Origin of the sequence: Kribbella sp. NPDC026611 (genome assembly GCF_040638345.1) — a bacterium.
Taxonomy (GTDB): domain Bacteria; phylum Actinomycetota; class Actinomycetes; order Propionibacteriales; family Kribbellaceae; genus Kribbella.
In genome coordinates, this window is the sequence record NZ_JBEZYC010000002.1 from 198,161 (window position 1) to 212,243 (window position 14,083).

Annotated in this window: 3 protein-coding genes; all 3 read right to left on the reverse strand. The window is 70.4% G+C overall.

Translation table 11 applies throughout. From position 1 onward, the window contains the following. Window positions 1-268: 268 nt before the first annotated feature. The 3 genes from AB0E69_RS07145 to AB0E69_RS07155 are packed head-to-tail and all read right to left on the reverse strand — an operon-like array spanning window position 269 to window position 13,919. A complete protein-coding gene (locus AB0E69_RS07145) occupies window positions 269-3,391 on the reverse strand; it encodes a hypothetical protein (protein ID WP_360140994.1) in 3,123 nt (1,040 codons plus the stop codon). A gap of 3 nt (window positions 3,392-3,394) precedes the next feature. Further along, window positions 3,395-6,562 carry a hypothetical protein gene (locus AB0E69_RS07150; protein ID WP_360140997.1) on the reverse strand — a complete coding sequence of 1,056 codons (3,168 nt, stop codon included), beginning with the start codon at window positions 6,560-6,562 and terminating at the stop codon, window positions 3,395-3,397. Then, a complete protein-coding gene (locus tag AB0E69_RS07155) occupies window positions 6,555-13,919 on the reverse strand; it encodes a hypothetical protein (RefSeq protein WP_360140999.1) in 7,365 nt (2,454 codons plus the stop codon). The genes AB0E69_RS07150 and AB0E69_RS07155 overlap by 8 nt, the downstream gene beginning before the upstream one ends. Between the last annotated feature and the right edge of the window lie 164 nt (window positions 13,920-14,083).

The window sequence follows — 14,083 nt, forward strand, 5'->3', positions numbered from 1 at the left end:
CTGGGCAAGCCGATAGCCGGTGGGTTGTTGGAAGTACGGGTGTCGCCCTCCGCATGGTGTCGGCCGCAACCAAGGCGAGCGCGTCGGCGCCGGTTGCTGGTCCTCGAGAACCCCGCGTTAGTTCCGTGAGTGGAGCTTCTGCCGACCGGCGTTTGAGCAGGATGTGACTGCCTCGTCCGCAGAGACTTCGACTGCGAGAAGTTGACTGAATGGGCGCGCGCATTCGCATTTCAGGTCGCGACGCCGGGCGACCGACCGGGTGCAAGTACTAGAGGGCCGCGCCCGATGCGAAGGCTAGTGTCACGAGGGTTTGCGCGAGGTCGTACGTTTCGCTGTCGGGGTTGGCGACGTTGGCGTCGGGTAGCGGTGAGGTGGGTGGGCGACCGACCGGATCCGGTGGTGTCAGGGCGGTGACCTTGCCGAGTCCGCCGCCGCGCAGCATTTCGCGGATCTGGTGGAAGGCGCCGACCCCGTCGCCCAGCCGGACGAAGGACGAAGACGGCAGCGCGGGCACCCCCGAACCGGTGGCGGGCGGCACGACGATGCCCAGGCGGCTCGCCTGCAGGCTGCGGCGCAGATCGGCGATCACCTTCGAGCGACCCTCCACCAGCTCCTGGTCGGTGAACACCAGATCACTGCCACCGTCGAAGCTCAAGCCACGCCTCCGGAGCGTGCTCGATCCGACCATCGCCCACACGTCGTCGACGATGACGACGGTGGACTCGAGCCGGCTGGTCCGGCCGGGGAAGCCCATCGGGTGGAATGCCAGCACCCGGTTGCCCACCGGATCGGGGTCGTTGGCGGTCGGCAGCGCCAGGACCACCTTCCGCCGGTTGGCCAGCTCGAAGTCGTGGTACGGATTGAAGCCGAACGGGTAGTCCGGCTGCTGCGGCGTGCAGATCACTACGTGCAGGGCGGGGTTGGCGTTCATCCGGGCGGTCAGCACCTCGAACAGGTCGCGGGCGAACGGATCGGTGGTCGCCGCTGCGGCGGTCGGCCCCACCCCGGGTGTCTCGATGTAGACGAACCGTTCGGCCCGCCCGAACGCCTCGGCGAGCGCCCATTGCGCGTCCCGCCGGCCCCAGCCGCCGGCCGCGACCTCCCGCAGGAGCTCGTTGAAGATTCGCTCCTTGACCGACTCGTCGGCCGGGGCGTTGTCCTTGAGGTCGTCGAGCTTGGTGATCAGCGAGTTGGCGCGGGTCGCCACTTCCGATGGCAACCCGGCGCCGTTGAGCAGCTGGGTCAGCCAGTCCTTGACCTTGTCGACGAGCGCGTCGAACGTCCGCGGCAGGTTCGGATCGGCCGGATCAACGATGTCGGCGATGCGCAACAGCGCCAGTTCCGGTGACTCGCACGAAGCGGCGACGGTCTGCAGCACCGCCCCGGCGAACTGGCCGGACGCCGCTGCGGCCGGCTCGTTCCAGGCCACGCCGGTCAGCGCGCCGAGCCGGTCGACGAGGTTCGTGGTCCGGCGAAAGGCCGCCCGGGCCAGGTCGAAGGCCAGCCGGCCGCCGGTGGTGGACACCCCGACCGTCTGGGTCTCGCGACCGCCCAGTCCGCCGGGACCGCCGAGCCGTGGGAGGGCGTTGTGCAGCTCCGGCGTCAGCCGTCCGCCACTGATCACCGCCGTCCAGGTCGTGCCGGCCAGACCCGCGACGATGAGGTCCCGGCGCGCCATGCCGGGCAGTCGCGGCGCGTCCCGCGGCGTTCCCTCGCTGACCAGCGCCAGCGCGGCGGCGGGGCCGCCCGCGGTCGGCGAGGGCGCCGTCCGCGGCTCGCCCGATGCGAGAATCCCGGCGTTGCAGATGGACCGTCGTACGGCGGTCCCGAACAGGTTCGTGACGCGGGTCGGTGCGGCTGCGGTCCCGGTGATCGGCGCCGACACATCGCCGAAGATGCGCGTCTCCCCCGTCCGTTTCACGACCACCAGATCGACGTGCAGGACGGGATCGGCCGGCAACGTCGTGGGCGGCGCCTGCCCGTACCTCACCAGGCCGAGCGGGTCGGCGAGCAGCACCGTCGCCGCGCCCGATCCGTCGGTCACAGCGCCGCCGCCGTCCCCCCGCGCTTCCACCGCGTCGTCGCTGAACAGCCGGCTGAACGCTCGTACCGTCGCGCCGGCCGGCAGCCCGCCCAGGCTGAGCACCACATCCGGCGACGGCGTAACCCCGGTGCTGGTCACGAACGCAGCCGCCGCCGTGATCGAACTCCTCGCGCCGACCGGAATCGAGCCGGCCGGCGCCGCGGCCACCCCACCCAGTGCTGGAAAGGCCGGCCAATGCGCCGCGGCACCCACGGCCGCCGGCGCGGGGAACGATCCGTCGATGCGCTGGGCGACCGCCAGCGATTCGACCGTCGCGCCCGTGAGGGCGACCGTCGAGGCACCGAGTACGTCGTTCCCGTCGGGCAGCATCGTCACCAGCTCGTCGCGGCGGACGGACGGGCGCGGCTCGATCTTCGTCCCGTCCCAGGTCGCGGCCGGGACGCCGAGCAGGTACTTCCGAAGCTCCACGACCCGTACGGTGAAGAAGTCTCGTTGCAGGCTCACGCCGGACGGCAGCGCCGGGAAGGTGACGGTGTCGCCGAGCCGCCCGGTCGTCGCCGGCCCGATGAGCAGGGCCTTCCGCACGTCGTCCGGGAAACTCGCCGAGACCGCCGTCTTGGCGATCGTCGCGGTCAGGTCGGTGATCGAGAAGAGTCCGGCCGACACGACTGTGAGGCCGGTCAGATTGGTCGCGGACGCAGGCGCGCCGGCTCCGTCGATCAGCCGCACCAGCACCCCCGCGGTCGGGGCCAATCCGGTGATCATCCCCGCCAATGGCGGGTTGTTGTCGAACGGGTCGGAGGTCGCGCGCAGTTGCAGCGGCTGCTGCGCCTTCATGAACGCGAGGAACGCCGAGGCGACCGCGACCGCGTCGATCGGCTGCCCGGTGGCGTCGTGGAATGACATCGCCCCGCCGACCAACGTGTCGCCGGCGTCAACCGCCCCGTCGGTCAGTCCGCCGGCGGCCAGCACGATGTGGGCCGGAACAGGACGGGCCGGCTGGCCGAGCGCCCGTCCGGGCCGAGCTCCGGTGGCGTCTTCGAGCGCGGTCGCGTACAGCCGGGCCAGGCGCAGGTACTGCTGGGGGTGCAACGAGACGACGCTCGCCGAGCTCGAGATTGCCGCGCCGGTGGCGTCCCGCAGGAAGACGCCGGCGAGTTGGGCCACCTGATCGGCCGGACGGACGAAGCCGTGGCACGGCGCTGTCCAAGTGCCGGCCGAAAGGGTGAGCGTCAGACCGTCCGAGGCGACGGTCGGCGTCGAGGAGGTCCACGACTTCGCGAGCACCGGCATGGTGCCGCCGAACAGCGAGACCCCGGTCGTCTGCAACGTGTCCGCGAGCGCCATCGGTCAGCTCCCTTCGACCGCGGTCGAACGATCGAGTGGATCGGTCGCCGTCACGGCGATCGAAGCGGCGGTCGCCGGCACCAGGACGGTCACGTCGAACACGCCGTTGACCGGTGCCCGGCGGGTCGCGTCAGGCTTGGTCAACGTGGTGACCGGCATCGTCAACGCGGCGGCCGGACGCACATCCGTGGGGTCGAAGGTCGCGAGCACGGTCCGGACGCCGTCCGTGCCGAGCGCGCTGATCTCGAGGCGGCCGTTGCCTACCGGGGTCGGACTGGTGGGCAGATCGGTCGAGAACGCGATGAGGGTGGCCGTTCCCGAGCGGGTCACGGTGAGTGCCGTCAGGTACGGCGGCACGGCCGGCGGCACCAGCACGACTGCGACCGCCGAGGCCGCCGACGTGCCCGACCGGATGCCGTCGCCAGGCAAGTCACGACCGCGAGCGACGGCGCGGTAGAAGTACGGGAACCAACTGGCCGTGACCGAGGTGTCGACGAACCGGTAGCCAGTGCGGACCGGCCCCGACAGCGACGCGACCGGCACCGCGGTGAGCGCCGACAGCGGCGAACTCAGCGCCGGTACGGCGGGCCCCATCGTGTCCACCGTCTGCGCCAGCAGCGACTTGCGCACCCGATGCACGGCCAGCACGTCCGGCGCCAACCCGCTTCCCGGAACCACCGTGAGCACGACACCGGAGCGGGCCGCGTCGTACTCACCGTCCAGACTCGGCGTTCCCGGCCGCTCGATCCTCGGTACGCCGACCAGCACGATGTCGCCGGACCGGGCGGACTCCACGTTCTGCGCGGTGATCGAGGACAGCCGGTACACGTACAGCGTGTCGGCGCTGCCGGGGAGCGTGATCTCCATCGATGTCTCCGTGATCGGACGCTCGTTGAGGCGGGTGAAGCTGGCCAGGCTCTTGGCCTGATTGCTCGTCACCTTGCTCTTCAGGTCGATCGCACGCGACCGGATGGGCTGCCCGACCGGCGGCGCACTGTTGTCGACTGCCTGATACAGCGCGGCCTCGGTCGCCTCCCACACGATGTAGCCCGACGCCCCCGCGACCGCCGGCCAGCTCAGTACCGTCCGCGCGCGGCCGCTGGCGTCCGGCTGCGCGGTCCACAACACCTCGACGGCGGGAATCGCCGGCGGCGGTGCGGGGAACGGGTTCGACACGGTGGTCGCGCGGGGATCGACCGGGGCGCTCAGTTCGCCCGGACGGACCGCCTCGGCCGCCCGAACGGAAACGGCGTACGCGAGCTGAGCCGACGACGCGTAGGACAGCTGCATGATCGGCACGGTGAGCCGGTAGCGGCGAACCTGGCTGCCGGTGGTCGATGCCGGAGGCGCGCCCGATCCGGCAGGCGAGTTCGGGTCGGAGATCTCCACCACAGACGCCGCCTGGGCCACCGTCACCGCGTCGGCCGGCGCCGACGGCACCCGGATCGAGGGCGTGCCCGAAGCCGAGAAGCCGATCGTGACCACGTACGATCCGACCGCGCCGGTGTTGCCGGTCTGGAACCCGCTCACACTCACCGGTGGTGGTCCGAGCGGGCAGAAGACGCCGGTCACCTCGATCCGGTCCGGCGAGCGGTCCGCCCAGTCCCACGTCACCTCGACGGTCAGCGTCGCGTTCTGGACCACCGGCCCAGTGGCCGGTAGCGGATCGGGGTAGCCGATCGAGACCCCGGCCAGTCCGGGTTTCTGCACCGGGTCGGCGACCAGCGAGTGGTTGGTCAGCGTCCACGGACCCCATCGCCCATGCACATCGATCGGCCCGACTGCGTATGTCGTGGTCGACGTGCCGGCGAGCGGCGCGGGTTCCTCCGGCATCGTCACGCCCGGCCGCACGCTCGCGTCGGGCTGGCCGTTCGGCGCGATGGCGTACGGCATCAGGTACGGCTGGAACCCGCCCGCGTTGTGTGGCCGGGGCACGTTGACGATCGCGTCCGTACCACCGCGATGGGTGAGGATGCCGGCGCCGACTGGATGCCGGGCCGGCGCCCAGTCGAGCATGACAGCGGCCGAACCGACCTGATCCCGGGTAATCGGACGGTTCGCGAAGGTCTGGGTCGCCCGGACGTCCTGAAGCGCGCCGGGCGAGGCCTCGAGGAACCCGATGGCCGCCAGTTCGAGCTGGTAGCCGAAGGCCAGGGTGATCGTCGTAGTGACCATGTAGTCCCAGGATGCGATCAGCACGTCCGGCGGCACGGTGTCCTTCAGCGGCCACGCATGGGCGTTCGCCGTGTCGTAGGTGCCGAATCCCAGCCCGACCGCGACCGGGCTGTCCATGACGGCCATCCCGATGTACTTCGTGGTCGGCAGCGTGAGCGCGGCCGGCTTGGTCGGATCGGGCTGGGACACGCCGGGCTGCGAGATGCCGTCGAAGGTGCCGCCGGACAGCTGCAGGATCTGCAGCTTGGCCGGATCCGCGTCGTCGCTGTTCCGCAGGCACTGGGTGACGTCCACCAGCGGAATCTTGCGCAGGACCTCGAGGAAGATCTTCGGGTCCGGGAAGTTCCAGGTCGGCTGAGCGAGCCCGGCGCCCGGGGGCGGCGGTTGCTGCTGCATCAGCTGGCCGGTCTGGAGCCGGGTCAACGCCGCGTCGACCCCGTTGAGGCTCGGGGTCGGGTTCGCGCGGCCCTGCGGCACGGGATCGTAGTCCGGGGCCGCGATCTCGCCCTTGCGATAAGGGAATCCGACCACCTCGAACAGTTGCCAGTCCGGCTGGTTCGCGTACTCCCCCGCCCCGAGCGCGCCGATCGCACTGATCGCGCCGTGCCCGGTGAGCCGGAGTGCGGTGATCCCGGGGTACCGCAAGCGGCCGTCCCTCGCGGCGGTAAAGAGGAGCCGTTGGCCGGGAAGGACGTTGCCGTTGGCGCCGAGCCCCTCGACCAGGAGCGAGCCGCCCTGCGGGTCGGCGTGGAACCGGATCTCGATCACCGGTACCGACAGCGGGACGGTCGCCGGCGCGGTACGTAGCTGGGCGCCGGCCACCGGCGTCGTGGGCTCCTCCTTGCGCTGGCGGCGCCAGACCTGGAACGGTGCTCGGGGAAAGCCGATCACCGGGTTCAGCGCCCATCGCAGCGAGAACATGACCTCGTCCCGCGACGGTACCGACAGCGTCGCCAACCGCAGCACCCCGTACTCGGGGATCACGACCCTAGGCATCGTCTTCCTCCCACGGTGCGTGACCCGCGAGCGGCAGGGTCGTGACGACTACCGTCTCGCCGGCGAAGGCGTACAAGGTGCTGGACGGACGATCGGCGGTGATCGTCACGGTGGCTCCGTTCACAGGCCACGCCGCGTCGTTGAGCAACACCAGGGTCCGGGTGCCCGATGGTGACCGGACGAAGCCCGACACCGGTCCGGTCGCCGTCAGCCGCAGGGAGGGTTCCCGGCCGGGAACGATCCGCTGGTAGGCCGAATCGGGCTGCCCCGGCACGGTCTCCTGCATCGGGGCGTCGCGGAAACGCCACAGTGGCTCGTCGGCGTCGAGCAGGATCGCGTGCGGCACGAATCGGCCGGCGAGCGGCCGCCACAGCACGACCCGACTGCCGCGGTCGGGCGGCCCGAGCGGGGACAGCCCGGCGGCTTCCAGCGCCGCTTCGATCGCGATGTCGGTGGCCTCGCCGGCGGCCAGCCCGACGATCGACCCGGTCAGTGCCTTGTGCAGCAGATCGCGGGCCTTGAGCTCGTCGACCAAGGCCGGCAGTGAGGTGAACCGTCCGGTCTTGAAGTGCCGGCGGAACAACGGCACGACCGCCTTGCCGGCCGGCGGGGCAGGCACCGGCTGCGCCTCGATGTCCAGCGTGTACGCCATCGAGGGCCGCAGCGAGACCGGCACCGTATAGCTGCCGTGTCCCTCGGTGTGGTAGCTGCCGCCGATGCAGCCGGCCCGGCCGCTCTTGACCAGCTGGTCGACCGCGTCGTACAGCGGCGAGGTGAACGTCACGGGCACCTCGTCGAGGCCGCCGACCTGATGCTGTGGGATCGCGATGCCGTCCGCGCCGCGCAGGACGATGGTCAGGTCACGACCGTACGACTTGTACAGCTGGACCGCCTGCAGGTCGTTGAAGACGATCTTCACCACCTCGTCGGCGAAGACGAATTCCTCTTCCTGCCCCGGGTTCGTCGCCAGCACATAGGCGCCGAGCCGGTCAGGCGGTGCATCATCGGTCGTGAACCGGAACGACTCGGTCACGACCGGCCACGTGGTGGTCGTCGTCGATCCGTCCGGCCGCTTGTCCTCGGACTTCGGCGTGTACTTCACCGCCAGGGTGTAGTTCGTGCCGGGCGCCAGCAGCGGAACCAGCGAGGTGCCGTCGAGGAACCCGGTCAGGGTGTCGATGGTGCCGCTGCGGCTCTGGGTCTCGGTGTCGGACCGCCCGACTTCAGCGAGGGTGAGCACCTCGGCCACTCCGAGCACGACCGCCGGATGTGAGCGGGGCTTCGCTCCTGGCACGATCCGGATCCGCAGGCGCTGGGTGGCCGGGTCCGGTTTCACGGTGACGGTCAGGTGGACCTGGTTCCCGAACTCGGGTTCGTTGAGGTACGTCGCGACCGGGGCGACCTCGTGCCACCACGGGCCGTTCGGGTCGATCCAGGTGGACGGGAGGCCACCGATCGGGGGCACGATCACGGTGGGCGACAACGCATTCAGCGGGTCCGTGGCGGTCGTGGTCATCGACCCGTCGAGTTGCTCGACCACCACCTCGTCCTTGGCCAGCAGGTCGCGGTCGACGACGAGGTAGAGCGTCGCGTACTGCGCCGGCCCGGTCAGCAGGTCGATCCACCGTTGGTCCGTCCGGGACTTGGCGATCGACTGCAGGTCCGGGTCGAACGGCAGTTCGCCCTTGCCGACCGCGTCGACCAGGTCCGGCAACGCCAGGGCGCGCATGCAGTCGGTGCTCTTGCAATTGCCCCGGTTCGCCGCGGACAGGGCCGGTGCGGAGCCACGCAGGGCCACCGCGTCGAGCTTGGGCTGCGCGACGGATGGGTCGATCGCGAGCCCGCCCAGCCGGCCGAGCAGGTCGCCGCGCAACCGGTCGACCGGCGCAACGCACACCCGAACCAGCAAGGTCTCGTCGGACGGCGAGTCGATCACCAGGCGGACGATGCCGGGGCCGGTCAGCTGGAGGATCTCCGCTACGTTCTGCGCCCCGGTCATCGCGGCCCGGTCAACGATCGCACCCGTCCGGTCGAAGGCCGCAACCTTCGCGCCATGCGCCATCGTCACCAGCGTCAGGCTCACCGACCGCAGCGGCACCGCGAACGACAGTTCGGTGCGGAAACCGACGTCCAGACCGCGCCGGGCGCCGGTGCCGCCGATCCGCACCGCTGGGTACGGCATGTTGTTGAAGTCCAGCACGGTGACGCGGAACGCCGTACCGACGTTCGACGGATTGGGGTCGCCGTCCTGGAGCACCTTCACGAGGAAGACGCATGTCTGCTTCGGGTCGCCTTCCGGATCCCCCGGATCGTCCGGGCCGGGATCGCCGGGGTCGCAGTTCTGCAGGACCGGGTAGCGAGGGCCGATGACGCGGGCCGGCTGCGAACCTCCGGCCTGGGTGTGTCCGAACAGCGCCTCCAACTGGGCCTCGACCGGGCCGCGCTGCGGTTCGTCGACCTCGAGGTCGACGTCGACCGGGGTCTGCCGCACGGTTCCGGGCGGGTCCGGCCAGGCGTCGCCGTGCAGTTCCCACCCCGAGCCGGACGGGCCGAGCGGCTGCTTGCAGAAGGTCCAGAGCACAGCGGCCGGCGGCGCGACCGGGTCGCACACCGAGCCCCAGGTCGCGTCGACGATGGCGGTCAGATCGGTCGAGCGTTCCAGGGCCCGCGCGCCCATCAGCGGCACGTTGGACATCAAGGCCAGGTCGACGGCCGCGGTGCCGCTCGCCGACGAGGTCGCCGGGTCCGGCCGCCACACCGCCTCCGGCGTACCCGGGCCTGGCGCCGTCCCGGTCAGCGAGATCTCGGTCAGCTCGTAACTGACCTTGCGATCGCCGCCCAGCACCACCCACCCGTTCGGCGGCAGGTTCGGCGGCGCGTCCAGCGGCTTGGTGAATGTCGTCAGGCTCGAATCCACCGTGGGCGCGGTGAGGAACTGGATCACCGGCACCGAGTCGATCGGCACCACCGGTGGGGTGCCGGTCCCGCCGGCCGGCAGGGCGTCGCCCAGGCTGGCGTCGATCGGGCGGTCGCCACCCTGCCCGGCCGTGATGACCGGCGCATGGCTCTGCAACCACACGTTCCGCACGATCGCGGGCGGCGGCGGAGGCGCCGGCGGCGGGCCGATCTCGACCGAGACGCAGCCCTCCACCGAGAAGAAGAAAAAGTCGACGTGGCCGCAGATCTCGCCCTTGACGTGGGTGGGATCCGGCGCCTCGACCTCGAGCCTGCCGTGGGCACCGACCGAGATGATGAACAGCCGCAACTCGCCGTCGATCTGGATCCGCCCGACGAGGAACAGCCGCGGCGAGAAGCTCACCCCGACGTCCGCTCGGGCGCTGACCTTCAGGTACAGCCCGATGCCCTCGTCGCCGAAGACGATCGAGGCGCCGATGCCGGCCGCCATCGCGATGCCGGGCAGAGTCCTGAGCTGGCCGTAACCGGGCCAGCCGGTGATCTCGTGCCCGGCGATCATCACGTAGCCGAAGCCGCGGACGATGCCGAGAATCATCGCCGATGCCGGCGCCCCGAACGTACCGACGTACAGGTGCCAGTTCTTCAGGTCGTCGAGCTTGGTGAACAGCTCGACCGGCACCACCAGCGAGACGATCTCCTCGATCTCGAGATTGACGATGACGCCGATCGTGAAGCTCTTGCGGGCGAAGTCGAGGTCGATCACCCCGAGGATGCCGACCACCAGGTCGGTCGCCGGCTTCAGGTCGGGCATCACTGCGACGATCAGGATCTTGACGAAGACCAGGACGCGGGGGCCGGGCAGCTCCAGCACGAACATGCCGCGCAGGTTGACCAGGAACCCGCCCTCGGTGGTGCCCAGCATGACGCCGACGCCGAAGCTCCACCGGTCGAACTCCGGACCCCACAGCTCGACGCCGTTGTTGAACAGCTTCGCCGGTTCGCCGCCCGCGGCGACCAGCCACAGGATCGCCGGCCCGGTCGCGTCGTTCGGGTTCGGATCGCTCTCGAGCCGCTTGTAGTGCATCGCGAACAGGCCGGAGAAGCCGTAGATCCCGAGGCCGGACTGGGCGAGCGGGATCGGAGCCGGCAGGTCGATGATCAGTCCGAGGAAGACCGCCGTCGCCGACCGGCCGGTCGCCGGATCGCTGACCGGGCGTACGCCGAAGCTGGCCGCAATCCGCAACTTGATCGGCACCAGACTGACGTCGAACGCGCCCTCGATGCCGCCGAAGCCGGGCTGCTCCTGCCCGGCCGGCGCGGCGGGCGGCTCGATGATGTTGACGAAGCCGGAACCGACGATCACCGAGGAGATGTCGACGCTGATGCCGCTGGGCAGGATCGTGGGTACGCCGAGCGGGTCGACCGGGAGCTTGACCTTGAACCGGTCGATGCGCACCACGCCGAGGTCCACCTTCATACCGAGGTCGAGCTCGATGGTCAGCGGGTTCACCTTCGCCACCCGGGCCGCGAAGATCTTCAGGACGTTGTCGATCGGCGCCGGCAGCTTGAACAGGCCCGGGTCGCTGAGGTCGAGCTCGTAGCCCTTGGACGTGTCGAAGATGGGCCGGTAGCCGCCGCCCTGGAAGTTGATGTCGAAGCCGATGGCGCGGTAGCGAACCTTCAGCGGGCGGGTGGTCTTGATGCCCAGCGAGTCGATCTCGACGCCGAACTCGACCGCGTAGTCGAACAGCACGCCCGCGTCGCTGAAGGCGGCCGGATCACCGGGCGGGATGAACTGGCGGAAGCGCAGCTCGCCGCCGTACAGCGTGATCTTCTCGGTCCGGACCAGACCGCTCGCGCCGATCGCTGCCGCGCCGACGATCGTGCCGCCCAGCATCGCGTAGCTGCTCGCCGAGTTCGGATCGGTCGCGCCGACCGCCAGGCCGATGATCGGCGCGAGGATCATGACCGACCCGAGCGCGTCCTTGAGCCGGTTGTCGGCCGTCAACGCCCCGCTGTGTGGGTTCTTGACCTGCAGCAACCCGTCCACGTCGTCCGGGTGGGCGCCGATCGCCAGCGTCTCGGTCCACGAGTGCACCGCCGGGTCGTGCACGATCGTCAGGCGGAAGTCGGTGACACCGTCCTGCGGGTTCGCGGTGTCGGCGCTGGCAGCCGGTTGCTGCTCCGCCTGCAGGTTGCCGTTGATCGCCGGAGCGCCGTCGGGGTTGCGCATCTTGGCTTCGAGGTCGGTCTCGAAGTCGAGCCGGCCGCTGAGTTCGAGCAGCACCGGCTCGTTGCGAATCACCTTGACCCGGATGCCGATCCGGCGGAACACGGCCGGCGGCTGGCTTGGCAACGGGGCCGGCGGCTTGGCCGGGTTCCGGGCCGGCGGCGGCGTGGTCGAGGGCGCCGGGCGGGCCGCGCGCGACACGGTCAGCGAGGCCGAGTCGGCGGGCTGGGTGAGCGTCGCGGTGATCACCGCGTGGCGGTCACCGTCATTGTCGTTGCGATGCGCGGACTGCGCGTCGGAGAAGCCGGTCGCGTCGGTCGTGCCGACGGTCGCGAGCGCGCCGACTGCGGCGGTGGCGACGGCGAGGCGTCGTTCGGACAGGCTTTGGTCCTGGTCCAGCCGGTTGTCGCTCTCCCAACTGGCGGACGCGTCGATCGTGACCGAGGGCAGAGTGGCGCCCACCGCGAGCTGCTGCAACCACTCGCGCAGCGCCGCGGTGCCGCCGGCCGCCTGGCCCGCAGCCCGGCTCGTCGGGTAGCGGGCGTCCGGCAAGGTCGGGTCGTCGTTGACGTACTTGTCCAGGACCGCCGGCCAGTCGTCGATCCGCGGCTTGGACTTGGTGAACTTCAGCTCGAAGGTCTGCGGGGTCGCGGACACCGCAGCCCAACTCGCCTGGATGGCGAGGTTGCTGGTGTTCTCGGGTACGTCGATCTCGAACTGGCCGTCGGTGACAGTCACCGCGGTGCCGCCGGCCGTCACCGTCACCTGCCCCTGACCGGTGACCCGGAACCGCTCGCGGGTGCCGCCGGCGTTGCCTGCCGCAACGATCGCGTGCGAGGCGGCGGTGCCGACACCACTGCCGCTCGGAACCATGGGCGGCAGGTCGCCCGGGTTCGGCACCCGGTCGGCCGGCGAACCGGCCGCAGTGGTGGGGGTGGGCGCGGCCGGGGCGGCTTTGAGATGCACGGTGATCGTCTCGGTGTAGCTCTGACCGCTCGACGCCGCGTCGTTCACCGTGAGAGTCAGGCTGTGGTCGCCGACCGCCAGGTCGGACACCGTGACCTGGCCGGTCGAGGTCTGGTAGCGGTTCCCGCCGGCGCCGTCCGCGGTGACGCTCACCGTGTGCGGCGGAAGGCCACCGGTGACCTCCACCTGCACGGTCGCCGCGGTGGTCGCAGTGAACGATCCTCCTTCGACGACGGTGGCTTTCGTCGTCGATGCGCTCGTCCGGCTGCCCGCGGCGATGTCCACGTTCTTGCCCTGATCGGCCACGACGAATTTCGCCGACAGGTTGACCTCAGGCCCGAGCAGGTCGGCGGACAGGTCGAAGCTGACCTCGCCGGCGAAGCTGACCAGCAGATCCTGGACGCTGACCTGGAACCCGTAGCCCTTGGCCACGTCGCTGACGTACACCCGGGCACTCTGAACGTAGATGCCGGTGAACGACTCGTCGACGCCGAAGAACTCGAGGATCTCCGGCGGGGTGTTGTCCGGGTCGCCGTCGATCACGACCGAGCCGAGGCCGAAACCGACCTTGCCGTCGTTGTGTACGGCGATCGCCGGCTCCATGTGGGCCAGTTCGCCCGCCTCGAGGGTGCTCGGGGCGTCGAATCCGCCGCCGCCCCAGGACGCCAGCGTGAAGGTCGGGGGCGTCAACAAGCTGTCATCGGTCATCTCGTAGACCAGCACCGGCTTGGGCAGGATGATCCGTACCGGGTCGGTGATCGCCGGGTCGGCGACGATGCGGTGCTCGCTGTCGAGCTTGCCCGGCTTCCAGGTGTCACCCAGCTCGAAGTGGAGCTGGTCGAGCATCAGCTCCAGCCGGAACCGGATGCCCGGGTACTCGGTGGGCAGGGCCCCCTGCTCGACCGGCAGGAACACGTCGAGCAGCCCTTGCAGCGGGCCGAGCAGCGCCGGTACCGAGGTCACCGCGGTCTCGATCAGCGCCGCGCCGTCGCGCGGCACGGTCAGGCGAAACCTGATGGCGACGTCGTCCCAGGCGAACCCAGCCGAGCCGCTGGAACTGGAGAACCGGCGTGGGGTGTTCGGCCCGAACTGCAGGGAGCCGGTGTAGATGACGGCGTTCTCGTCGTACGACGACGCCAGGTCGGCGACCCCCAGCTGGGAGAGATAGGCGTCAGCCTCGTCCGGGAAGGTGACCCCAGACAGGAAGTATGGCGTCAACAACCGATAGAGCCCGAGCGCAGTCACCGTCCCGCCCGGAAGGACCCGCCGAGCTCAGTGGCCAATGCCGGCATGCTTCCGCTCCCCCCGGAGATCCACAGCAAGTCTCCATCGTTGCGGCGGCAATCAAGAAGAGTCAAGACGATGCAGACACTCAATCCCCGCAACTCTGCTCAGCGCACAACCGTTGG

What these genes read in the sequence shown, in the direction of transcription:
- AB0E69_RS07145 (WP_360140994.1), bottom strand. Translation starts at nt 3,391, where the DNA reads ATGGCGCTCGCGGACACGTTGCAGACGACCGGGGTCTCGCTGTTCGGC.
- AB0E69_RS07150 (WP_360140997.1), bottom strand. Translation starts at nt 6,562, where the DNA reads ATGCCTAGGGTCGTGATCCCCGAGTACGGGGTGCTGCGGTTGGCGACG.